The sequence below is a fragment of the Candidatus Phycosocius bacilliformis genome (assembly GCF_003112735.1).
Classification (GTDB): Bacteria; Pseudomonadota; Alphaproteobacteria; order Caulobacterales; family Aquidulcibacteraceae; genus Aquidulcibacter; species Aquidulcibacter bacilliformis.
The window spans coordinates 1-23,719 of the sequence record NZ_BFBR01000003.1; the positions used below are offsets into that span (position 1 = coordinate 1).

Sequence of the window (23,719 nt, forward strand, 5' to 3'; positions counted from 1 at the left end):
CGCCGAAATCAGCTTTATCAACACCCAAATCGATAAGATCGAGCAACAGATCGCTGACCTTATAAAGTCCGATCCACGCATCAAAGTTCAAGAAAAGCGCCTGCGCGCCATCAAAGGCATCGGCCCCATCAGCGCCCATACCCTCATCGCCATGTTGCCCGAACTTGGTCATGCAACCCGCAAGCAAATCGCCTGTCTGGCAGGCCTTGCTCCCCACCCCGCTCAGTCAGGCAACAGCTTCAAGAAATATCCCATGACTGGTGGACGCGATCTCATCAGACGCACCCTCTTCATGGCCGCCTTGACCGCATCACGCTGCCACCCAGAGTTAAAACACTTCTACCAAAACCTTCTCAGCAACAAAAAACCCAAAAAACTCGCTCTCGCCGCCGTAGCACGAAAACTCGTAACCATCGCAAATGCCGTCCTCAAACCAATACAAATCTCAATTCCACAACTGACTTGATGACAGCGTGGTGGGGGTGGGGGATCGTTCCAATCTATCCCACAGCACAGCTTCCCAGCCATGATAGTGTGATGGCCTTCTCGCTTGCCCCCTTTGCCTTTGTGCTGTCCCTGGCCTTGCAGCTGCATAGCCATGTCTTGGCAAAGGATAATTTATGGGAACGGCCACACTTTGTGCGCAAGGCGGTGGCCGCACGTCTGCGGGCGGGTGTGCGCGCGCTTGAGGCCTTCTTGCGCCGGATATTGATCCTGATGGCGCTTGATCTGGAGCATGAATTGGTCGCCAAGCCGCAGGTTGAAAACCTGCGCCGCAAGAAGGCGCGCAAAGTGCGGGTATCTAGCCCAGGTTTTCGGGTGTTTCCGGCCCCGTTTCAGCCCCATCCTGACACGCTCTCCCAGCGGTTTGAGGCGCTATCTACCGCTGTCACAGGCCAAGCCCGGCCCTTTTACTTTGCCCCAGCCCCTGTACCCATCGGCCACTGGTTGCGGCGCTTGGACCTGCTGCAGGCCATCGCAGCCGACCCCCAAGCCAAGGCCAAACGCTTGGCCTTCTCTCTCGCCCGCCGCAGACCCGGCCCCATGCTTGCCCCTGACGAGCGCCCCCGCATCATGGCCCGACGCGGCCATGAAATCAGCGCCACCTTCGATGCCATGGGCTTTCAAATCACCCAGAAGAGCCGAAGTCGCCCCCCGCCCTTACCCCCGCCGCGCCGCTGGCCAATACCCATGATCACCTTATTATAGCTGTGACCCTGCTTTGATGTGCAAGCGGGGGTGGGGGTGTTGGTTTCAGTCTGAGAAGTGTTTCGGTGAAAACATATAATCGGCTGTCATCCCGGACGGCGGTAGCCGATCCGGGATCGTGTGGTGCACATGCGCTTGGAGGTCCCCGCTCTGCGCTATCGCTCCGGCGGGGATGACATCGTTTAGTTAAATCGGCCAATAAAACGGGGTGTCATCCCGGACGGCGAAGCCGATCCGGGATCTCATGACGCAGAAAGCCCAAAAGGCCGCGCTGCGCTCCGGCAGGGATGACGCCTTCATGTCACCTCCCCGCCCCCGGTGGAGGAGATCAACACATCCACCACGCCGTCATCGACGATGGCGGTGCTGTCCAAGCCGCCTTAACGTCCGACGACGGGGCCCGGTGGCGGGTCACGGGGAGCTTCAACCCGCCCGCCAGTCGTTGGTCTGGCTACTGGTCGGGGTTGATTTTGCGCGCTGCGGGCTTGGGCGGTAGGGGTTGGTCGATTGGCCCGATTGGTTGGAGAGGCAGCTTTCGAAGGCGACCGCTGGGGTGGCAGGCTTGGCCGGACATCGGGCATCAAGGGTGCGGCCTCTGCCGCCCCATCATTGGGCTTTAAGGCAGTGGGCAGCGCCGACAAAATGGTGCGGGTCAGACGGCCGGTCGGATTGCCGTCCGTGGGTCCTTTGGCCACTGTCGCGGCCAGCGAGGTTTCTGCTTCACTTGGCGCATCAATCTGGTTCAGGCGGTCACGCAGGCGTCGCATCAGGCCTTCATAAGGTGACCCACCTGTGGCGACCTTAAGCGCACCTTGCAAAGCAGCCGTTGACGGAATGGCATTGTCGGTGACCACTTTGAAGGCCTCGGCAAAAGCACTCTTACTCATGGCGGGGCCATAGCTCCGCAACAGATTTCGGTTGAAATCATCCTCACGCGCCATGGCTTGGGCGACGGCAACCCTGAGCACTTCACCAGCATCTTCGGGCGACAAGGTTGGACGCGCTGGCGGCAGAGAGGCGCGCGCATTGGCCGCAGCATTTGGCCAATCCCCTGCCCGCATATAGATTTCTGTGCGAACGCGGGCAGCATCGCGGGAATCATCAAACTCAATGGTTTCCAGCGCATGATCCTTGCGGCCTAATTCTGCCAAGCTGGCAGCCTCGATCAGACGGCGTTGTTCATTGAGGGCTTCGGGCAATAAAGAGACACGGCTGTTCCAAATGGCCCGCAAGGCTTCTTCAGGTCGCCGATCCATCAGATAAATGGCGGCTAGATCCGTGGCGACTTGGGCCTTTGAAAAGCCCTCTAGGCGCTTGTCGACCTGATGTTGCAGCAATTGGGTCGCTTGAGGCAACAGATCCAAAGCGACCAAACGCTCCGCCAAGCCGCGCACCATCCGATCACCGTCCGGGCCAATCGGGGCCAGATGGCGGAAATCATAGAATAGGGCGAGGGCTTGGATCGGATCCATGCCGTCTGCGCCGCCCTCAAGGAACAGATATTTGAACTGCTCATACAAGGCATCGCGCAAGCGCCGCGCGGCGGGCAATTCAGGGCGCAAAGTCGAAGCGCTGGCCATGGTCGTCAGCCCCGAGCGAATGTCCCCGGCTGCGATGTAGAGACCGCCCAGACGACGCAGAACATCAAGCTCAAGGTCATCCCCGCGCCAGCTGTAACGCAAGCCATCAAGGGCGCGAATGGCTTCCACCAGCGGTACTTTGCCATTGGCTTCCCCCAGATTGGCGCGCTCATAAATTGCACGTGCGGCAACTTCGCGATCTGGTGCTGTGGCCAGCTTGGTCAACGCAACAAGCGCCTCATTCACCCGCCCTGTTGCCCCCATGGCACGGGCAGCCAGCAGCGCTGCCCGCAGTTGGGTCAGACTGTCTTGCGCATCACGCTGCGCCGAATTGGCTGACATGGCAGCCAGCGCCCCGTCACCGACTTCCAAAGCGGCATTGCCATTGGCAATTTGAAAGCGGGCTCGATATTCGGGATCAAAATTCTGCAACGCATTCTTGCCACGCTCAAAACGCACGCGGGCTTCGGTGGCATTGCCAATATTTTGCGCAGCAAGGCCTGCCCACAATTGCGAAGCTGGGTCTTCGGCAATTTCTGGCTCACTCAAAAGATCAAGGGCCGCCTTGTCGTGTCCAGCCATCAGGCTGGCGATGCCTTCAAGAGCCAGCAGTTCGGGCGAGCGCTCAAGGGCGGGAACATCGGCGCGCATTTGGCGCAGGACACCGGCTGCCTCTGCCCCCAAATCCCACGCGACCAGAAAGCGGGCCAGATCAAGTCGGGCAGCAATCTTGTTGGTCGTATCACCCAATTCAGTTGCAGCCTTGCGGCGCAACTTGTTGAGATTGACAGTAAAATCGGCTTTCGGGCCCAAGCGCCAGTTTTTGAAATCCACAAAGCCGGGTGACAGATTGGCCGCGGGAGTCATGTCTGCATTGCCACTCAACCCAGACAAGGCCATGCCATTGGGCCGTACCAGCACAAAACCGTCGATATCGCGTCGCAGCTCGAAATCATCTGTCCGCGGGATCACGACCAGACCATGATAGGTTTCGGGCACCACGGCTTCCAAATAGGACCGCTGGGCCGGTAAATTGCTGGCTGGCCCTAAAGCCATGCCCAGAAGCAATGTGTCGCCCACTTCCGGGTCAGTAATCATCCCCGTCGCCGCAGCATCAGGCACAATCGCCTTGACCCGTGATGTGCCATCCAAAGCCTGTTCGCGCTGCAAAGCGACCGAGCGGGTGGCTTGGGTCTTTTGGGGCGACAACACCACTTTCCATTTATTGCCAATCGCACTGGGGATGGCTTGAACTTCGGGTGGAGCAACCAGCCGAACACCGGCGACATCCTCGCCTTTGACCCGTTCAGCTCGGCTGACGAACTTGCCCGTCGGAATGCGGCCCAGATCGACTTCTGCCGCCGTGGCAAACAGCACGTAAATGGAATCACCCCGCCGATAGATGACAGCGGGTGCCGGACTTTGGAAATCAAACTCCAGCTGCAAATCCTTGCCGATCATGGCGCTGCTCATGCGGATTCGACCGCTGGGGGCAGGATCAGGCCGCTGGGTCAGAATGGCTTCGGCATCCATCGCGCTGGCTTGATCTTCTGGGGTCTGCGGACCAGGGAGCGCCTCCAGATCGGCTGCTTGTTTGGCGACCGGGCGAGCTGGCGATTTTGTGTCGCTGGGAGGTGGGGTTTTGCCTGCTGATCCTTTGCCGGGTTCAGCCACTGATCGGGGTTGGGTGGACCCAAACTTCAGGCCGGCCTCATCCTGCAAGGCTTGGATCGTATCAGGATTTGAGCCGGGCGGCAGGACGTCCAAAATGATCGTATTGCCCTCTCGGCTGTCCCGCACCACAGCGCCGGGCGCAACATCGAGCAAAAAGGCCGAATCGGTTGGACTATTGTAGCGCGCCGCGTCCTCAATCAGATTGGGCGGACGGTTACGAATGGCCGAGGTGTCAAAAGCGAATTTGCCGGGCAAAGCTATGGCCAATCGGTCGCCGCGACGGGCAAAACCATGCTCGGGCAATTGAAACTGGCTGCCGGCGCGCGACAGGCGCAAACGCGTGAATTCCTTCGATTCCAGCACTTCAACTTGAATGCGCGGTGCGCCGACGGGTGCCGGCCCATTGATCATCTTTTTCGGCTTACCGTCGGTGGCGGCTTCTTCATCGCCGCCACTTTCAGCCCCTGCTTGATCCTCGCCGCGATAGGGTGGTGGCGCACTTGCCCCGCTTAACACAAAGTCAAATGCCTGGACGCCGTCAATCTGGCTGGTTTCCACCCGTGTCGGACGCAGCAGAGCAAGGCGAATGGTTCGCTTATCGGCGCTCATGGCCGCTGAGGCGATAAAGTCTGGCGCGCCCTTCACAAAGGCGCTGGGGTCCGCATCAATCGGCCGGGGGAGCCTGATCATGGCCAGACCATTATTGGGCGTCGCAGCAATTGTGGCAGCCAAATTACTACCGGCTGGCCATTTGATCAGGAGACGGGCGAATGTGCCCTGTTGGCTGGACGACAATCCGACACCTTTAAGCCCGGGAACCGCCGGGGCTTGAGCCCGCCCGCCTGGCGCAGCATTTTGCCCATAGGCCATCGGTGGCGCAGCCAAAGCTGCGCAGACGACATAGGCAAGATACCGACGAAATTTGGCCATCAGATGTTTAGGTCAGAGTCAAACTGCTTCCATCCGGTCGGTCTGGACCGGATTTCGGAATGCTCTATGTATGACTGAAGGCGGTTAAGCTCGTCTTACCAGCACAGCCAAAGGCTTGACGACCAAAAGAATCACCACTCCCAACTGGAATCGTGTTAGGCTTTTGGCCGTGGCGCAGGATCAGCCGGTGCCTGACCACTGGCAGGGCGCGCTGCGGGCTGAGGTGTGGATGGGTTGTTCGGGGCTTTGGCGGTGGGCGCACGCGGTTGAGTTGGCCCTGCACCTGCAGGACCGGCACCTTTGGCATCAAGCGCAGCATTGGCAGCATTTGCGTTCCGATTTCCCGGCGCACCCGCCTTGGGCTGATTGCCGAGAGCGGCCTGTTGGCCCGGTGCCCGCGTCTGTTGACCAGGTGGATTATTCGCCGCTTTCGGAGCCGGGGCTTTTGTCGCAGGGGCTGGCGCTGCCGCAGGTGGGGGTGTGGCGGGTCCTGCAGGGGCACCCGGTCCTGCCATCACAGGCATTGCTGGCGCATCAATTTCAGCCAGACGACGGGTGATCTCACGGGCACGCTCTGGCGTCATTTTCGCCAGGATTAAGGACAATGGCTGTTCCTTCATCTTCTGGGCGATCTTCAGCAGGACTTCGGTATCAAGCCCTTCCCACACAGCGGCCGCATCCTTGGGCTTCATCTTTTCATAGACGCGCACCAATGAGGCGATCCGCTGGGTCTCAAGATCATCGACTTGCCCCAGCAGCTTTTGCAAATTGGTCTCAACCGCTCTGAGCGCCGCCATACGCTCTTGGATCTTCGTATCGGTATTGGCGAGCAGATTTTCGCGTGTAACAATATCACGTTCGCGCGCGTCAAGGGTTTGGCGGCGCTCTTGCAAGGTTTGCAGAAGACGGAACTCTGCCGCACTAATCCCGGCTTCTTTGGCCAAATCCACCGGCAAGCACATGGGTGGGCCGACCTTCTGCCCTGGCTTGTCGCCGCCCTCTGCCGGAGCAGCCGCGGCCCCAGTATCGGTGGCAGCAACTGCCTTTTCGGCAGCCTCACCGGCAGCGAATGCAGAAGTTGCATCAAAGGCCACACGACCAACTTGGGCTACGCCAACAAGGCCCAGTCCAATTGCCAATGCGGTCAAAGGCCGCAATTTAAAGCTCATCTCAAACCACCCCAGGTCTCATTCAGGGGGCGGCTGCGCCGGGCCAGACGAAAGTCTGCATCATCCTCCTCATCATCCCACCGCAAGTCCCGCCGCGGGCGCATTGGTTCGGCGGGCGGCGCAGCAACCGCGGGCGCGGGCTTGGCTTCAAGAGCGCGGGCTGTTGTCACCAGAAACTTCAAGGCTTCAGACGCAGCACGGGCTTCTTCGAGGCTTTTGTGCAAATCATCACTGGTCGTTTCGGTGGATAGCTTCAATGCCGCCACCGATGCCTCAGCGCGTGCCACTGCTTGGGAAAGTTCAGCCGCCGCAGCTGCCACACCATCCTTACCTTCACGCAAAGCGGTGATTTTGCGGTCAAGCCGCAGACACAGCACCGCCACGATCAGCATGGCAACCGCCAACAGAACTTGGGCTATGGGGATAAAAAGATCGGTCATTGCTTTATCAGTTCCCGTCGCGCCGAATTGCTCAAAGGCCCATCAAGACATAAGGCGATTGCCCGGCCCATCTTGCCCATCCGACCCTTGGTGAGCACGACCTGACCGCAGCGCAATTCAACACTGCCATCAGGGGGTTGGTTCAGAAAAACCGTCTCACCAACCCGCAAGTTCAACAACCGGCCGAGGGGTACGGGGAGCTCGTCGAGCACCGCTTCCACCTGCATGTCGGTCGACCAGAGTTCGGTGGCCAAGTGACCTTCCCAGATATTATCCCGGCCGAATTTCTCACCCATGAATTGCTGGATCAGCATTTTACGGATCGGCTCAAGGGTTGCGTAAGGCAGAAGCAATTCCACGCGGCCACCCCGGTCTTCCATATCGATCCGCATCTTGATCATGATGGCGGCGTTGGCAGGCCGGGCAATGGCGGCAAAGCGCGGGTTGGTTTCAATCCGGTCAAGCGAGAAGTCGACCTGCTTCAGGGGCTCAAAGGCGGCCTGCATGTCTTGCAAGATCACTTCAATCATCCGTGTGACCAGCATGCGCTCGATCGTGGTGTAAGGCCGCCCCTCGATCCGCATGGCCGTGGTGCCACGCCGTCCACCCAGGAGCACGTCCACGATTGAATAGATCAGGTTGGAATCAACCGTCATCAGCCCGTAATTGTCGAGCTGTTCGGCGCGGAACACCGCCAGAATAGCGGGGAGCGGAATGGAGTTGAGGTAATCGCCAAACCGGATCGAGGAAATATGATCAAGCGAGACTTCGACGTTATCAGAGGTAAAGTTTCTCAGACTGGTGGTCATCAAACGCACGAGGCGGTCGAAGACAATTTCCAACATCGGCAGGCGTTCGTAAGACACCAGTGCCGAATTGATGATGCCGCGAATACCATTTTTCTCATCGCTGTCGTCATCACCCAGATCAAAGCCGAGCAGCGAGTCGATTTCATCCTGATTGAGGACGCGCTCAGCCCCGATGGCAGATGCTGAAATGGTCTTGCCGGTTTCCCCGCCGACCATGGCTTCCCATTCCGCAGCAAAGGCGTCATCGCCACCACCGCCACCACCATCACCCAAGGCCTCGGCTTCCCAAGCCGCAGCCATAGCGTCCTGATCAAGATCATCTGCCATTATTGAACCAACATTTCTTCGATCAGGACCGCATCGACTTGGGCCGGTGCAATCGCGAGGTTAACCCGTTTGAGAAGCTCAAGCTGCAGGCGCGAATAACCCGCTGAACCCGCCACATCCTCCATGCGCAATTCCCGCAGAAAGCCGGTATATTGATCGCGTATGCGTGGCAGCATCGGTTCGATGGTTTCGGCAGTTTCCATATCCTTGGCCTGCAACGTCAGGCGCAGCTTGAGATAGGCCGGCTTGTTATCGGCAGTGGCAATATTGACGATGATTTCAGGCAAAGTCAGGAACGCCTCCCCGTTGGGACCTTCAGCCAGCTTGATGCCGTCCTCGCCATCCTTTTTATCGCCACCCTTGTCGTCCTTGCCCTTTTCCTTTTTCTTTTCGTCTTTCTTTTTCTCGTCCTTGCCCTTCTCGCCTTCCTTTGCTTCCGCTGTCGCGGCAGGCTTCTTGGCAAAAATCAGGAAGTAGGCAGCCGCACCACCTCCGCCCAGCAGCAATATGGCGGGCAGCACGATGAACAAAATGAGTTGCTTGCCGGCAAGTTTCTTCTTGCCGCCCGCAGCCCCGGCTTCGCCTTCTTCGCCATCGTCGGCTGGTTTCTCATTCTTTCCGGCCATAAATCTTCTCGCATCGTGCCGGTCTGGCCCGACTCAGAAAGGGCAGCGCCGACGAAAGGAACGGGTCGAGTTAAGCCAAACGTGGTTAACGAAAGGTCACCAAATCTTAACCATGCGGCAAAAACTGCCCACATCGAGGTCAATCTGACCTATTTGGGCAGCCCTTTCCCGGCACCTTCTACCCAAGTGCTTGATAACGAATTTTAGTACATTGAAATATTTGACTTAAATATTGGCCCATCTCTTGCAAACCCTCAGGCATGGCTCAGAAAACTTGGTGCCAAAGCGCATCAGAAGCCGACCAAGAAGGTAGTACAAGAGATGGACAATACACTTCTCATCACGCTTTCGGCCCAGAATGCCCTGCGGCGGCAGATGGATGTTGCCGCCAACAACATGGCCAACGTCTCCACCGCTGGCTTCAAGTCAGAATCGGTTCTGTTTGAGCCTGTGATCCGCAAACCTGCGTCAATCGCCGAAAGACCCAAGACTGTCGAATTTGTCCGCGATTACACGATTGCGCGCGATTTTCGCCCCGGTGCGTTGCAGCGCACCGACAATCCCCTCGACTTTGGACTCGCAGGTGATGGCTATTTCACCATCCAAACCCCGCAAGGTAATGCCTTTACCCGCGATGGACGGTTCCAGATGGACCCCCAGGGCCGGATCGTCACTGGCGACGGTCGCCCGGTGCTCGACACCAATGGCCAGCCAATCACATTGGATCTGACCCAGGGCGAGCCGGTGGTCGGCAAGAATGGGACCATCTCGCAAAATGGTGTGCCAGTGGCCCAATTCGGCATCGCGACTTTCCAGCGCCCCGGTGCGCTTGATAAGATTGGCGACAATTTGTGGCGTCCCACCGGGGAAGCCGCCCAACCCGCCGCCGATCCCCAAATTGTTCAGGGCATGATTGAAGGCTCCAATGTGGTTGCCGTTTCCGAGCTGACCCGGATCATGGAAATCAGCCGCGCCTTTGAAAGCGTCTCTCGCCTGCAACGACAAACCGAAGACCTGCGCGGCAAAGCCATTGAACGGCTTGCCCGGGTTCAATCCTGATCTGACTGAAGGACCAAGCCGATGCGCTCCATGAATATTGCCGCCACCGGGATGCTGGCCCAGCAACTCAATGTGGAAGTCATTTCCAACAATATCGCCAACATGAACACCACGGGCTTTAAGCGCCAGCGCGCTGAGTTTCAGGACCTGATTTATCAGAATCTGGAGCGGCCCGGCGCCACAACATCGGATTCTGGCACGATTGATCCAACCGGCGTTCAGGTTGGCTATGGTGTGAAAACCGGTTCGGTCTACCGAATTGCCGAGCAAGGCAGTCTGACCCGCACCGACAATAAATATGATATGGCCATCAATGGACGGGGCTATTTCCAGATCCTACTGCCCGATGGCCGCACCGCCTACACACGCGCGGGCAATTTTTCCTCCTCACCGACCGGCCAGATTGTCACCGGCGAAGGCTATATCCTGCAGCCAGAAATCCAGATCCCCGACGGGGCGCTCGATTTCTCCATCTCGCCGTCAGGGCAAGTCCAAGCCGTGTTGTCGGGCCAGACTGCGCCGCAGGATCTGGGCCAAATCACATTGGCAAGTTTCGTCAATCCCGCGGGTCTTGAAGCGCTGGGAGACAATTTGCTGGTTGAAACCGCTGCCTCTGGCCCCGCCACGATCGGCAACCCGACCGGGCCAGGTCTGGGCTCAATCAATCAGAATTATGTTGAGGCGTCCAACGTCAATCCGGTGTTTGAAATCTCGGCCCTGATCATTGCCCAGCGCGCCTATGAGATGAATTCCAAAGTGATCAATGCCACCGACGAGATGATGCAAGCCACATCTCAAGTCCTGCGCTAGGGTTTGGCAATGGTGGCGCGTTTGCACACTTTGCTTAAGGGGCATGCCATCGGCTTGGCGATGTGTCTGGCCCTTGCCGGCCTATTGGGTCTTGGCGCACCACCTGCATGGGCCCAAACCAATAATCCTGCTGGCACGCGTGCGGCACCAGTTTTGTCGCTCAAGACCAATCCTGGCACCCAGAATGTGCAGATCACCTTTGGCGATGTGTTCGACAATGCTGGTGCCTTGGCCAGCCAGCCCTTGGCGCGTGCCCCCGGTCCCGGCCAGACTGTGGTTTTCGGGGCAGGCCCCCTGCAGGCCCGTGTGCGGGCTGCGGGCTATAATTGGCCCAATCGCGAAAATGTGCGCCAAGTTGTGGTCAATGGATCAGGAGACCGCGAACCTTTGCAGGCAATCGCGACCGAAACGACAATGAGCGCGGTCGAACCCAGTCGCACGCGGGCCGCGCCACAAAGCCCGCCACGCCCAGAAGCCTTGTCAGTTCTTGCCCGCACCATTCAGCGCGGGGAAGAAATCACCGACGCCGATGTGATCTGGATGGACACGCCTGCTGCGGCTCCCCGCGATTCCCTCGCTGACCCTGCGAGCTTGATCGGCAAAACCGCCCGGCGCACGCTTTTGGCCAATACACCTTTGCGCGCCATGGACGTGATGGAAACCCCAGCTGTCCGGCGCAACGAAACCGTGACCCTGATTTATGAAGCCCGCGGCCTCAAGCTGACAGTTCGGGGCAAAGCCTTGGCCGATGCGCCGGTCGGGGCGACGGTAAAAGTCCTCAACCCGCAGTCCAACAAAGTCCTCGAAGCCGTTGTTGAAGGCCCCGGTGCTGCCCGCGTCATGCTGAGCCAATTGTCAGCCCGCGTGACCAGTGAGAATGGAGTAAACTGATGAAAAAGCTTGGTCTGATCTTGGTGGCAAGCCTTGGCTTGAGCGGATGTGCGGCGACGCTGGAGGAGGTCCGTCAGGCTGGCAAACCGCCTGAAGTCACGCCGATTGAAAACCCGGCCTATGCGGCCACGGGTCGGCGCCAAGTTGTGCTGCCCATGCCCGATACTATTCCCCAGCAGGCTTCTTCCAATTCGCTCTGGAAAACCGGCGCGCGTCAGTTTTTCAACGATCCACGCGCCTCCAATGTTGGGGATATTTTGACCGTCCTGATCCAAATCAATGATCAGGCCCAGTTGAGCAACACCACCGGCCGCACGCGCAAATCCACCATGGACGGGGGCGTCAGCAATTTCTTTGGACTGGAGCAATTGCCCGGCAAAGTGCTGCCAGAAGGCTTTGATCCCTCAACCATGGTCGGGGCCAGTTCAAATGGCGCATTTTCAGGACAGGGATCGGTCGCCCGCAATGAAAAGGTCGACATGACCGTGGCTGCCATCGTCACCCAAGTCCTGCCCAATGGCAATCTGGTGGTTGCTGGACGGCAGGAAGTGCGGATCAATAACGAATTGCGCGAGCTTTTGGTCTCCGGCATTGTCCGCCCGCAAGACATTACTGCGGCCAATCAGGTCCGTCACACCCAGATGGCAGAGGCCCGGATCTCTTATGGCGGGCGTGGGCAGATCACCGCCTATCAGCAACCGCCGAAGGGCCAGCAAATCCTTGGTGCCATCAGCCCATTCTGATCCTGACAGCATGAAGGCAGGCCGTGGCCTGCCTCAATCGTCGCGATAAATGCGCTCGGAACGCTCATGCCGCTCTTGGGCTTCCAAGCTCAAAGTAGCCACTGGTCGGGCCATGAGGCGACCGAGTGAAATGGGTTCACCTGTCTCATCGCAATAGCCGTAGGACCCATCATCAATACGGCGCAAAGCGGCATCAATTTTGGAGATCAATTTGCGCTGACGATCGCGCGCACGCAACTCAATGCTTTTGTCGGTTTCAGCTGACGCCCGGTCGGCCACATCCGGCAGAGAGGCGGTCTCGGTCTGCAAATGGGAAAGCGTGTCCTTGGAATCAGCCAGGATCTGCTCTTTCCAGTCCTCAAGCTTTTTGCGGAAATATTCCCGCTGACGCTCGTTCATGAACTCTTCGTCGTCGGAAGGCACATAGTCACTCGGAACATTGGTGTTTGGCACAACAATCGCGGTCATGACGTACCCCTTGTTTCTGCTTGTGATCGATCAACTTTATGCTCGACAATATCGCGCTATAGTGAAGCCTGAAGAGGCCCGCAAGGCGGCACAAACACTCACCCTTCCACCTGACTGCTAAAACCACTGTCCAACAGGTGGTCATGACAGCGGTCTCAACCTGGCCTGACGACGGTCGTCTCGGACCGGGATGAAGGCTGAACTCAAGAAAGGTTTGTCATCCCGGACGGCGAAGCCGATCCGGGATCGTGTGCCGCACATGCGCAAAGAGGTCCCCGCACTGCGCTACGCTTCGGTGGTGATGACATCGTTTGGAGTTGGTTGCATTTATAATTGGGTGTCATCCCGGACGGCGGTAGCCGATCCGGGACCTTGTGCCGCACGTGCGCGAGGAGGTCCCCGCTCTGCGCTTCGCTTCGGCGGGGATGACATCGTTTAATTAAGTCAGCCAAAAAAACACGCTGTCCTCCCGGACGGCGTTAGCCGATCCGGGATCGTGTGCCGCACATGCGCGAGGAGGTCCGGTTATGCGCTGAGCTTCGGTGGGGATGACATCGTTTAATTAAGTCAGCCAATAAAACACGCTGTCATCCCGGACGGCGAAGCCGAGCCGGGATCTCATTGCGCACTTGCGTATGAAGGTCCCCGCTCTGTGCTACGCTCCGGCGGGGATGACACGGCTTTTCTTAGGTATTTCGTCTGGAAGCGGTTTGGTGCCCTTTCTGGTCACCAAACCGCAAACTCAATTGTTTCTGCGACATCGGGGTGGTCAAGTGCGCAGCTTTGCTGCGTCGCGATGCGATCGGTTTTCAAAGAAAACCGACACTTGACGACCCAGATGACGCGCTCAAACTCGCACTTCCGTTTTGGTGAAACACAGGTTTCACCAAACGGTTCTGAGTAGAAAGGCCACACTCACAATAGCCTGTCATCCCGGACGGCGCAGCCGATCCGGCTGGGTTGGTCTCCACCCTCACCCTACGTCCTGATAGCCCAAGCGGCCACTCAATGTGCCGATCAGATCCACCACCGCTTCGCCAATCACTGTCCCCGGCAGATAAACCGCACTGGCCCCCATTTGTTTGAGGATGGCGACATCATCGGGCGGGATGACCCCGCCAATCACAATCATGATATCGCTGCGGCCTTGGGCAGACAGGGCTTGGCGCAGGGCGGGCAACAGGGTCAAATGGCCTGCAGCCAGCGAGGATACACCAATGACATGGACATTATTGTCGATGGCCTGGCGGGCGGCTTCTTCCGGTGTGGCAAATAGCGGGCCGATATCCACCTCAAAGCCCAGATCGCTGAAAGCCGTGGCGATGACCTTCTGGCCCCGGTCGTGGCCGTCCTGGCCCATTTTGGCAACGAGGATTTTCGGCGGGCGGCCGTCGGCTTTGGTAAAGGCGGCAATCGCCTCCCGGGCTTTGGCAAGAACTGGGTTAGAGGGATCAGCTTCGCGGGTATAGACACCTGAATTGATCCGAATTTCGGCCTTATGGCGTCCAAAAACATCTTCCAGAGCGAGTGAAATCTCCCCCACTGTGGCTTTGGCACGCGCTGCCTTGATCGCTAAATCAAGCAGATTGCCCGACCCATCACGGGCCGCAGCAGTCAACGCCGCACAGGCTGCATCCACGTCAGCCTGACTGCGTTCAGCCTTGAGACGTTTGAGCTTGTCGAGCTGTTTCATGCGCACAGCCGTATTGTCGACCTTGAGGACCGGCACGTCCTCAATTTCATCGAGCGGGAATTTGTTGACCCCCACCACCGTCTGCATGCCTGTATCAATCCGGGCCTGGGTTCGGGCTGCGGCTTCCTCGATCCGCAATTTTGGCAAGCCCTGTTCGATGGCTTTGGCCATGCCGCCCAAGGCTTCAACCTCTTCAATATGCTTCCAAGCCCGCTCAGCCAGATCCGCCGTCAGCTTTTCAACATAATAACTTCCCCCCCACGGATCGATCGGGCGGGAAAAGCCGGCTTCTTCCTGCAGAATCAATTGGGTGTTGCGGGCGATGCGGGCGGAAAAATCCGTCGGCAACGCCAGTGCTTCATCCAGACTATTGGTGTGCAGACTTTGGGTATGGCCATGGGTGGCCGCCATTGCCTCGACACACGTGCGCACCGCATTGTTAAACACATCTTGGGCGGTCAGGCTCCAGCCCGAGGTTTGGCTGTGAGTCCGCAAGGCCAAGGACTTCTCGCTCTTGGGATTGAACTGCTTGACCAAGCGCGCCCACAAAGCCCGCCCCGCACGCATCTTGGCGACTTCCATGAAGAAATTCATGCCGATCGCCCAGAAGAAGGACAAACGAGGGGCAAAGGCATCAATGTCGAGGCCGACGGCCAATCCGGCGCGAATATAGTCCAAGCCATCGGCCAAAGTGTAGGCCAATTCCAGATCCGCTGTCGCGCCAGCTTCCTGCATGTGATAGCCAGAGATGGAGATAGAATTGAATTTCGGCATGTTTTGACTGGTGAAGGCAAAAATATCCGAAATGATCCGCATGCTCGGCCCGGGCGGGTAGATATAGGTGTTGCGGACCATGAATTCTTTTAAGATGTCATTCTGGATGGTGCCGGACAATTTGTCCGGGCTGACGCCTTGTTCCTCTGCGGCCACGACATAAAGCGCCAGAATGGGCAAGACCGCGCCATTCATCGTCATCGACACGCTCATCTGATCCAGCGGTATGCCCTCAAACAACGTGCGCATGTCGTAAATGCTGTCGATGGCAACCCCGGCCATGCCAACATCGCCCAGCACACGAGGGTGGTCGCTGTCATAGCCACGATGTGTTGCCAAATCGAAGGCGACCGACAGGCCCTTTTGGCCGGCAGCCAGATTGCGCCGATAAAAGGCGTTTGAATCCTCTGCCGTCGAAAAGCCCGCATATTGGCGGATTGTCCAAGGCTGCTGGACATACATGGTCGGATAGGGTCCGCGGATATTGGGGGCGATGCCCGGCAGTCCGTTGAGGTGATCAAGACCGTTAAGATCGGCGGGCCCATAGACCGGCTTGACCATCACGTCTTCAGGTGTCCGCCACAAAGTGGTTGGCGTGGCCACATCAGGACCACCCGCGACAAGGGGTACCCCCAAATCCAGCTCGGCAAAATTGGGTAGCTTGCTCATGACATTGTCTCCACCAGCCAGACCGCATGGGTGAGTTCGGCGAGAATATCGGCCCCCACAAAAATATTGCGGTCGATGGCTTCGGCCTCAAATTTGCCCGCGAGCCAGATGTGGCGGGCACCAGCCTCTTTAAGGGCCAATGCCGCGCCTGCAGCTTCTTCCCCATAGGTGGCATCATCCCCGCACAGGCACACAAGCTGCGTGCCACTGGCAGCAAAAGCTGCCAGCAGGGCTGCATGATCAGCATAAGCCGTGTCAGCCCCCACAGCGCGGATACCGCCCGCTTCAAAGGCATTGCGCGCAAATCCCGCCCGCGCACTGAAACGGGCCAAAGGCCCCAGATTGGCAAGGAATATAGCCGGTTTGGCCGCATCGGCGCGATCGCGCAGGGCCTCAAACTCTTGTGCCAGCCGCATGGGTAGGATGGCCCCCGGCAAAGGAGGTGGCGGTGCGGACTGGGGCAAAGCAATGGCCACCTCGGGCGGGGTCTCATCCAAATTGGCATAGATATTGATGCCGATGAGTTGGGTTTTCCGCCGGGCGATATCGCGACGTCGGGCTGTCGCGGTCTCGGCTACCCAAGCCTGTATCAAACCCTGATCGAGCGCTGCCTCAAGCCCGCCTGCCCGCTCAATTTCTTGAACTTTAGGCCAAGCCGCCTTGGCCAGATCATCGGCCAAAGCTTCCATCGCCCACGCCCCACCTGCAGGATCGGTGACCCGGCCTAAATGGCTTTCCTCCTGCAAAATCAACTGGGTGTTGCGCGCGATGCGGCGGGCGGCCTCATCGGCAAGGCCCAGCGCACTGGTAAAGGGTAATATGGTGATCACATCAGCCCCGGCCGCCGCAGCCGCAAAACCAGCGCATGTGGCGCGCAAAATATTGGTCCAGGGATCGCGCCGGGTCTGCATACGGGCTGAGGTCACCGCCTGCACACGCATGGGCGCTTGGGTCCCACAGGCCTGCAACACCCGAGCCCACAGGCGACGGGCCGCGCGCTGTTTGGCAATTTCAACCACCACGTCAGGGCCTGCCGACAGCGTGAATAGCAGGGTTTCATTGACCTCACGGGGCGACAAGCCCATCGCCTCCCCGGCCCGCAGATGGGCGATGCCCGATGCGATCAGCACGGCCAATTCCTGTGCTTCTGTGCCGCCGCCTTCATGGACAGGTCGGGCATCAGCCCGCAGGCTGGTTGCGGCCGGAAATAGGGTTTTGACCTGCGCTGCAAAGCCCGCCGCGGCTGACAAGGAACAGCCGGTCATGCCTGTCATGCGGGCGGCCATCGGATCGAGATTAAAAGCCAGCTTTGCTGTGGCCCTGGCTGCTTCAGGCACCGCATCGGCCAATGCCCGCGCCGCGCCCAGAGGATCAGACGGAGCATCCAGGCCAAGGGTTGCCAGATCAAGCAAGATACCCTTGATCAGCTGTCTGAACGCCTCGACATGGGTGGCGACGACGCCACAAGCACCAGTCGGGTCGATCTGAAATTCGAGCGAACTGACGCCCCGCTCCAAGTCCCGCAACCCGATTTCATTGGCCATGTGTGGATCAGGATCGGTGACGATCTGGCGTATATCCCACGGCAGGAATGCATCACGTTCAAATGCCGCCCCTCGAATGAAAGGGGCAGCACCGGGCGCACCCGTCATTGAGGCAGGATTCGGCGCTTCATATGGCCCATAGAGGGGGCGTATCGGCACGCCATCATAGGTCTGACCGGTAAGACGTGAGACGGGTGCGCCTTTCAGCGCCTTCTCAGCCAGCTCTTGCCAGCGCGCAAGATCGGGGTCGGCAAAGCCGGAAGCCAAAGCGAATGAATCTGTCATGCCAAGGCAAGTGCAGGCCTAAACTTGCCGCGTCAAGACCTCACCTAGCGGTAGATACAAGTCGCACAAGATCGGCTTGGCGGCGCAGACCGAGCTTGGCCAGCAATGCTTTAATCTGGCTTTTCACCGTCGCCACCGAGGTTTTGCGAATGGCGGCAATTTCTTCCACCATGCGGGCCTGTGACAACAAGGTCGCAATATTGGCTTCTGACTTGGTCAGACCAGCAAATACCTGCAAGCCCGTGATGTTGGGCATTTCATCCTGAGCCGTTTTTGGTAGCAAAACAGCGACCAAGTTGCCCAAAGTAGCCTCGCACTTATAGAGCCGCACCATGTCGATGACCCAACCGTCGAGATTGCGCAACGGGATCGACAGATGCTTGCCAGGATAACCCTGGTATAGAACACCCAGTCCAGCATGAAGATCGGTCATGCTGCGGGCAGTCAGAGCGGTCAGAATACCGTCTTTCAAACGCAAAGTGCTGGAGGCCTCGATGCGTCGCGCCCATTTGGAGGTGCCCCCCTGAACCCGGCAATTCTGATCAATGATCACGCCATGAACACCCGCCGCCTCAAGCCCTTCAAGGAATTGGGCAAGTCGGGTGCGCCTTTGATGATCCTTCAGGTTGGAGTGGCCAGCTTCGCTCTGCCAAGATGGCATTTGGTCCGTCGAATTCTGGTCCACGGCCTCAAACGCCCATGACAAGCCCACATGATCAACAGGCTCAAATCCTATGGGCTGATCAGAGACCACCCCATAATCTGGCCTGATCCTGAAATCCGAGGGCGTGACAGGGTCACCGACCAATTCAAACGGTTCAAACCGTCCACTGACACCAAATTCGGATTTGCCCGGTTCATTCGCGCTCATACAACTCCCCCAAAGCGACTTCAATCTTGTTTGGGCTCTCAAGAATTGTCCACCCAAAATAGCGGCATATTGATCGCAAGATCAAAAATGTTTCGAAATTGTGATAAGCGTAAACGCATGGACGTCAGTGCTAGACGAGGACTGGTTCTGTCAAAGCCAGTTTCGCGACGTGCATCTACTTGCATCCCGTCACAGGACGCGCCAAGACAGAGACATAAATCTTGCCAATTGGGCAAGCGCCAAATAGCTCTGGGAGTCTACATGTCGGTACCTGCCGTCCTTTCGCGTCTGCGCATCCCCGTGATCGGGGCACCTCTGTTCATCATCTCCAACCCCGATCTGGTGATTGCCCAATGTAAGGCAGGCGTGGTGGGGTCATTCCCAGCGCTCAATGCACGGCCTGCCCCTGTTCTTGAGGAGTGGCTGGACAAGATCACAACTGAATTAGGGGAATGGAACGACAAGAATCCCGATCGTCCAGCAGCCCCTTTTGCCGTGAACCAAATTGTTCACCGCACCAATGACCGGCTCATGCATGATGTCGAAGCCTGTGTGAAATTCAAAGTGCCGGTCGTCATTACGTCGCTGGGGGCACGTGAAGATGTGAACCAAGCCATCCAATCATATGGCGGCATCACCTTACATGACGTCATCAACAACAAGTTTGCCAAAAAGGCCGTCGAGAAAGGTGCCACCGGCCTGATCGCCGTATCGGCCGGGGCTGGTGGCCATGCAGGGACCTTGTCGCCCTTCGCGCTGGTGCAAGAAATCCGCGAATGGTTTGATGGCCCCCTTGCCCTGTCCGGCTCGATTGCCAACGGCGGCGCGGTTCTGGCAGCGCAAGCGATGGGGGCAGATTTTGGCTATATCGGTTCAGCCTTTATCGCCACGGAAGAGGCCAATGCCGAGCAAGGCTACAAGCAAATGATCGTCGACAGCAGCGCGGACGACATCATCTATTCAAGTTTGTTCACCGGCGTGCATGGCAATTATCTGGCCCCATCGGTGGCTGCAGCCGGTCTTGATCCGGCCAATTTGCCCGAAAGCGACCCCTCGGCCATGAATTTCGGCTCAGGCGGTAATCAATCCAAAAAGGCTTGGCGCGATATCTGGGGATGTGGCCAAGGGATTGGTGCGATCAAGAAAGTTGCCACCACCGCCGAGCTGGTCGACCGGCTGGTGCGCGAATATGAGGCTGCCAAAGCCCGCATTCTCGCAGCCTGATCGGATCGGCTAACGCGCTTGGCGCGACACCTTATCGGACCGACTAAAGCATAGGGCCATGATGGTGTTCTGACTTCAGGACATTCTTCATGGCCCTTTTTGCATTTCCACCGGACCCGGCAAGTCTTGCTTGGCGCTGGCCTCATTTTTCACCGCGTGAACTGGCCTGCCCCTGCCGGCTTCATTGCCAAGGGGCCTATTTTCACGACCCGGCTTTTTTGGATGCACTCGAGACGCTTCGCCATGAGGTCGGCCCGATCCATATTCGCTCCGGCCATCGTTGCTTGGGACATAATCGAGACGTTGGCGGGGTTCCCCACTCTTATCATACGCGCCAGATCGCAGCTGACATCGCCGTCACAGATGCCAGTCGGAAGGCGATTTTGCAGAGTGCCATTAAGGCAGGCTTCTGCGGCTTTGGCTATGGTCGCAGCTTTCTGCACGTGGACTTGGGTCCGGTGCGCGCTTGGACATATCCAGGAGCATTACGATTATGGACCCGGGCTCTTGGGTATAATCCCATGCAAAAGCCGCTCACGCCACGCCAAGGCCGTGATTGAGCTATTCGGTCAAGCCCTACTCGCCTTTGGCTTTGCGCTTGGCTTCTTTGGCCTCGCGTTCTTCCTTGGTTGGCGGCGGTGGCGCACTGGCCTTGATTTGGCGCGCCTGCAGCGCGAGGGCCTCGCTGCGGGCACCGGCCTCGTCATCACACGACACCCGATCCTTCAAGATCGGGTCTCGACCGACCACGCATAGGCTGACGGCTGCGACCCGGACATTGCCGACCGCATCGGCGGGATCATTGGCGTCGCGATTGAGGATTTGTGCCGAAACTTCGGCTTGCGCCCGCGACTTGATCTCTTGGGCATAGAAAGACAAGGCTGCACTTTCCCCGGACCGACCCATTGAGCCTGTGGCGCTGGCAAAGCGTTGGACAGAATCGGCAAAGGCCCGCGGGCTGATCTTGCCCGAAAAATAGAGGCGGCGGGCTAATACGGCCTCAGCCCCGAAGAAAGTTTCCGCTGAGCGGGGATCGCGCTTTTCAAACGCGAGGAAACCCAGTCGCTTGCTGGCCTCCCAAGCCACAGGATCGCCCAATTCACCGGCTGGCGCGAGGCTGAGGGCAGATCGATACGCCCGCTCGGCTTGTACCAAATCCCCGGCAGCACTGGCAGAAACACCCTGTTTCAATGCAGCCCGCGCCGCTGAATCTGCAGGCTCTGATGCGGGGACATTGGGGTCAGCCGATGGGGCGACAGCCACGGGTGACGCGGCGGGCGCTGATTGTGTGGGGTCCTGAGCCGCCGCATGAGCAACGGCTAAACTACCAAGAGCGGCGACCATGCCGGCACACAGAAACAAGGTCGATTGGGGGAGCTTTTTAGGGGAAATTCGCAAGGAAACCTCGGTTCTGGAAGTCGTAAATTGTGCCCGTCCTGCCCTACAATAGCGCAGCGTGGCTGCGACGCAACGCGTAACACGCAGAGAGGCCTCGGGTTTCAGGCTGTCGAAGCCAGCAATGCGGCCACATGGCGCTCAAGACTCTGCCATTTCTTATAACCGCGGACATCGGGGGCTGCTGCGCGCCAAGCTTCCTCAAACAAGGCCTTCTGGACTGGGTCTGCGAGCAGTTCTGCCAAGCGGGTCAGGCGTATTCGTATGGTGAAGAGAACGGCTCCGCTGGCAGGCAGGCGACGAATGGTCTGGCGTTCCACCCGTAAATGCAGGGCTTCACGAGCCTCCGATTCAGATGCGGCTGCGGCGGCCTCACGCAGGGGTTGGCCGTCAGGGGTGAAGCGGGCTTTGCTCCATTGCACAGTCCAATTGTGCCGCTCCAGAACCAGATCATCTCGCAAGAGGGAGAAGACGCGCGAAATACGACCTCCTAAGCCAGGGTCGCCGCCGGGCACTGGCCGATGCAGGCCGAAAAGGCTTTTGCCAATCGCATCGTGCGCCGAGAAAAAAGTTGGACTACACAGACACATGGCGGTGGCCGTCCAAGCACCGTCCACCATCTCCATCACCACAAGATCATCTGATACCAGTCGACTTGCAGCCAGAAGCGGTGGCTCGCCCCTGTCATAAGCCCTGCCAACAGCGGCAGCGACAAGATCAGCTGCCTCGATTTGGGCCGGCATCGACCCCGGCAGACTGGCAAACACGGCCTGTGGATCGGCATCAATCAACTCTGCCTTTGGGCCCAGCCACGCGGCTTGATCATCCGGTATCAACCAATGGGCCAAGTCGATGGGTGCCAGCCCAACATCAAACCGGGGTGGGCCACGCTCAAAGGGATGGGCTTGTGATGTAATGGACGGCGATGACACCATTTTCTTGAAGCGGGTCTTGGGCTGGGATGCAAGCCGTCACATGTCCCCGATTAATGCCATGCCTGCGATTGCTTAAGGCTTTTGCGGCACCAGATCATTGGGACCAATGGCGCGGTCGGTTGGCTTGCGCGGATTGGCCTTGCTTGAGGGGGTAGTCCGCTGGCGGAAGTCCCAAGATTCCACCTCATCCCCACACACGGTGGCAAAGACGCGCTGAGGCTTGCCGTCGGCCCCGATACGCACGTCTTCTTGGGTTTGACATGTGGCATCAGGATTGTTGCTGCCCGTGAAGATATCGTCGCTGACAGCTGTGATCTGAGCCGGCTTGGCTGCACATGCCGGTGCAGGTTGGCCAGGTGTCACCACGCACAGATCAGCCGGGCCGAACAGGCTTGCAGCCGGATCAAAACCCGCAACTGTGTCGTCGGGACCAGGCATACGGGCCGCAGGCCCTGCCCAGTCCAGCGGCACGGCCCCATCTGGGGTGGCGATCGACTCCCGCAGACCGGGGATGAGTGGTCCAGCCCCAGACTGAGTGCCTGTTGAGGCCGGGGGTGTTGAGGAGGCTGGAGCCGACACCAAGAGTGCGCCCAGCAAAAGACTTAGGAACTGGACCACAGCCGCATCCCTTCAGGCTCGAAACGAGGTCAAAATCGCAGCCTTCGAAGATGGCGGGCAAGTCTTACTTTGACGTGAACGCGGTAATGAAGCCGAATTGCGCCGACCATAAGGGTCCTCCACACGGATTTCCTGACGGCTTTGGCTCAATTGGTGGACCGACAAGTCACCCCTCAGCAGCGCGCGGACGGCCGCTTGAACCCGGTTCACCACCCCCAATTTGCGGGAGGCATTGCCAAGATGGAACTGGACCGTACGGGCCGTCACCCCCATCAGAACACCGATTTCCCAATTGGTCTTTCCTTCCAGCACCCAGTGGAGGCATTCGATTTCGCGGCTGGTTAAATGGGCTGGCTCGGCTGGTTGAAAAAGTGCCGCCGCAGTCAGGCGACGGACGCGCTGATAGAGGGCCATGGCAATATGGCTCAGCGCTTCACCATCATCGGGGTCAATGCGCAGACTGCGAGGTGCAGCAAACATCATGATGGCAACACAGCCTTGCGGGCCATGCACCGGGGTTGTGATTCCATCACGCAGACCCTGCTGGCGGCACGCGTGGACAAAAGCGCGCTGTTCGGGGCTGCGAGCGGCTGCAAATGCGCGGGCCCATTGCACGCTGCCTGCCCGCTGGATGGCTTGGTTGCGCGCGGGGTCAGACCGACAACTGGGCTCGGTGGCATATTGACGCCGCCAAGCCGGATCAAAATTGCCAAACGTCAGCAGGCAAGTCGGATCAATCATTGGGTTATGCGGTCCTGGAGCCAACTGAAACCAGTCAAACCCGCAGTTCTTGGCATAAGTGGTGAGGATGTGAAGGATGTCGCCTTCCCGCCGTGCGGTACGCAACTCAAACAAAACCGCGGCAGTTAGGCTCTGAATCTGGGTCATCGCCGTCTCCGAGTGCGCCGCACCCTTCTGGTGCATTTGTGTAAAATATCAATTTTAAATAGCGTATACGTACAGCGATAGGGGGTGG

At 58.5% G+C, this 23,719-nt stretch carries 21 protein-coding genes; 8 read left to right on the plus strand and 13 right to left on the minus strand.

Going from position 1 to position 23,719, the window contains the following annotated elements:
* A partial coding sequence (locus tag PbB2_RS05535; RefSeq protein WP_133245731.1) for a transposase occupies nucleotides 1-466 on the plus strand: 466 nt, incomplete at its 5' end.
* 71 nt (nucleotides 467-537) lie between these two features.
* Entirely contained in the window at nucleotides 538-1,209 is a 672-nt protein-coding gene (locus tag PbB2_RS05540; RefSeq protein ID WP_133245732.1) for a hypothetical protein, read from the plus strand.
* A gap of 380 nt (nucleotides 1,210-1,589) precedes the next feature.
* Here the strand turns inward: PbB2_RS05540 and PbB2_RS05545 are convergent, their stop codons facing one another.
* From PbB2_RS05545 to PbB2_RS05565, 5 genes are all read right to left on the minus strand, one after another.
* Nucleotides 1,590-5,393 carry a hypothetical protein gene (locus PbB2_RS05545; RefSeq protein ID WP_108984328.1) on the minus strand — a complete coding sequence of 1,268 codons (3,804 nt, stop codon included), beginning with the start codon at nucleotides 5,391-5,393 and terminating at the stop codon, nucleotides 1,590-1,592.
* A 155-nt stretch (nucleotides 5,394-5,548) separates the two neighbouring features.
* Nucleotides 5,549-6,562: a MotE family protein gene (locus PbB2_RS05550; protein ID WP_108984329.1), complete on the minus strand. Its 1,014-nt coding sequence runs from the start codon at nucleotides 6,560-6,562 to the stop codon at nucleotides 5,549-5,551.
* Nucleotides 6,559-7,002, minus strand: a complete 444-nt coding sequence (locus PbB2_RS05555; protein ID WP_108984330.1) for a DUF6468 domain-containing protein — start codon at nucleotides 7,000-7,002, stop codon at nucleotides 6,559-6,561. The genes PbB2_RS05550 and PbB2_RS05555 overlap by 4 nt, the downstream gene beginning before the upstream one ends.
* Complete coding sequence (gene fliM / locus PbB2_RS05560) at nucleotides 6,999-8,027, minus strand: flagellar motor switch protein FliM (protein ID WP_305790450.1); 1,029 nt, start codon at nucleotides 8,025-8,027, stop codon at nucleotides 6,999-7,001. Before fliM ends, PbB2_RS05555 begins: the two co-directional genes overlap by 4 nt.
* Before the next feature lie 110 nt (nucleotides 8,028-8,137).
* Nucleotides 8,138-8,764: a flagellar basal body-associated FliL family protein gene (locus tag PbB2_RS05565; RefSeq protein ID WP_108984332.1), complete on the minus strand. Its 627-nt coding sequence runs from the start codon at nucleotides 8,762-8,764 to the stop codon at nucleotides 8,138-8,140.
* A gap of 321 nt (nucleotides 8,765-9,085) precedes the next feature.
* On the opposite strand from PbB2_RS05565, the gene flgF reads away from it, so the two are divergent.
* Genes flgF through flgH form a run of 4 tightly spaced genes read left to right on the plus strand, consistent with a single transcriptional unit; the run spans nucleotide 9,086 to nucleotide 12,267 of the window.
* A complete protein-coding gene (gene flgF, locus PbB2_RS05570) occupies nucleotides 9,086-9,823 on the plus strand; it encodes a flagellar basal-body rod protein FlgF (protein ID WP_108984333.1) in 738 nt (245 codons plus the stop codon).
* A gap of 21 nt (nucleotides 9,824-9,844) precedes the next feature.
* A complete protein-coding gene (gene flgG, locus PbB2_RS05575) occupies nucleotides 9,845-10,633 on the plus strand; it encodes a flagellar basal-body rod protein FlgG (RefSeq protein WP_108984334.1) in 789 nt (262 codons plus the stop codon).
* A 12-nt stretch (nucleotides 10,634-10,645) separates the two neighbouring features.
* On the plus strand, nucleotides 10,646-11,524 hold the full coding sequence (gene flgA / locus PbB2_RS05580) for a flagellar basal body P-ring formation chaperone FlgA (RefSeq protein WP_192576187.1): 879 nt from the start codon (nucleotides 10,646-10,648) through the stop codon (nucleotides 11,522-11,524).
* The gene (flgH, locus tag PbB2_RS05585; RefSeq protein WP_108984336.1) at nucleotides 11,524-12,267 is read left to right on the plus strand and encodes a flagellar basal body L-ring protein FlgH; all 744 of its coding nucleotides are present in this window, start codon (nucleotides 11,524-11,526) and stop codon (nucleotides 12,265-12,267) included. The genes flgA and flgH overlap by 1 nt, the downstream gene beginning before the upstream one ends.
* 33 nt (nucleotides 12,268-12,300) lie before the next feature.
* Here the strand turns inward: flgH and dksA are convergent, their stop codons facing one another.
* From dksA to PbB2_RS05605, 4 genes are all read right to left on the minus strand, one after another.
* On the minus strand, nucleotides 12,301-12,735 hold the full coding sequence (dksA, locus tag PbB2_RS05590) for an RNA polymerase-binding protein DksA (RefSeq protein WP_108984337.1): 435 nt from the start codon (nucleotides 12,733-12,735) through the stop codon (nucleotides 12,301-12,303).
* 973 nt (nucleotides 12,736-13,708) lie between these two features.
* Nucleotides 13,709-15,871 carry a methylmalonyl-CoA mutase gene (scpA, locus tag PbB2_RS05595; protein WP_108984338.1) on the minus strand — a complete coding sequence of 721 codons (2,163 nt, stop codon included), beginning with the start codon at nucleotides 15,869-15,871 and terminating at the stop codon, nucleotides 13,709-13,711.
* Nucleotides 15,868-17,700: a methylmalonyl-CoA mutase family protein gene (locus PbB2_RS05600; protein WP_108984339.1), complete on the minus strand. Its 1,833-nt coding sequence runs from the start codon at nucleotides 17,698-17,700 to the stop codon at nucleotides 15,868-15,870. The genes scpA and PbB2_RS05600 overlap by 4 nt, the downstream gene beginning before the upstream one ends.
* Before the next feature lie 40 nt (nucleotides 17,701-17,740).
* A complete protein-coding gene (locus PbB2_RS05605; protein ID WP_108984340.1) occupies nucleotides 17,741-18,571 on the minus strand; it encodes a helix-turn-helix transcriptional regulator in 831 nt (276 codons plus the stop codon).
* A gap of 261 nt (nucleotides 18,572-18,832) precedes the next feature.
* On the opposite strand from PbB2_RS05605, the gene PbB2_RS05610 reads away from it, so the two are divergent.
* Nucleotides 18,833-19,795 (plus strand): NAD(P)H-dependent flavin oxidoreductase, encoded by a 963-nt coding sequence (locus tag PbB2_RS05610; protein WP_108984341.1) that lies wholly within the window; start codon nucleotides 18,833-18,835, stop codon nucleotides 19,793-19,795.
* An 89-nt stretch (nucleotides 19,796-19,884) separates the two neighbouring features.
* Entirely contained in the window at nucleotides 19,885-20,355 is a 471-nt protein-coding gene (locus tag PbB2_RS05615; RefSeq protein ID WP_108984342.1) for a YcbK family protein, read from the plus strand.
* Nucleotides 20,356-20,371: 16 nt separating this feature from the next.
* On the opposite strand, the gene PbB2_RS05620 is transcribed toward PbB2_RS05615, so the two are convergent.
* The 4 genes from PbB2_RS05620 to PbB2_RS05635 all read right to left on the minus strand — a co-directional run bounded on the left by PbB2_RS05620 (nucleotide 20,372) and on the right by PbB2_RS05635 (nucleotide 23,631).
* Nucleotides 20,372-21,058 (minus strand): hypothetical protein, encoded by a 687-nt coding sequence (locus PbB2_RS05620; protein WP_133245733.1) that lies wholly within the window; start codon nucleotides 21,056-21,058, stop codon nucleotides 20,372-20,374.
* Between the two features lie 236 nt (nucleotides 21,059-21,294).
* Complete coding sequence (locus tag PbB2_RS05625; RefSeq protein WP_238164874.1) at nucleotides 21,295-22,122, minus strand: heme-dependent oxidative N-demethylase subunit alpha family protein; 828 nt, start codon at nucleotides 22,120-22,122, stop codon at nucleotides 21,295-21,297.
* A 75-nt stretch (nucleotides 22,123-22,197) separates the two neighbouring features.
* The gene (locus PbB2_RS05630) at nucleotides 22,198-22,743 is read right to left on the minus strand and encodes a hypothetical protein (protein ID WP_108984345.1); all 546 of its coding nucleotides are present in this window, start codon (nucleotides 22,741-22,743) and stop codon (nucleotides 22,198-22,200) included.
* Between the two features lie 12 nt (nucleotides 22,744-22,755).
* Nucleotides 22,756-23,631: a helix-turn-helix transcriptional regulator gene (locus tag PbB2_RS05635; RefSeq protein WP_192576188.1), complete on the minus strand. Its 876-nt coding sequence runs from the start codon at nucleotides 23,629-23,631 to the stop codon at nucleotides 22,756-22,758.
* Nucleotides 23,632-23,719: the final 88 nt, after the last annotated feature.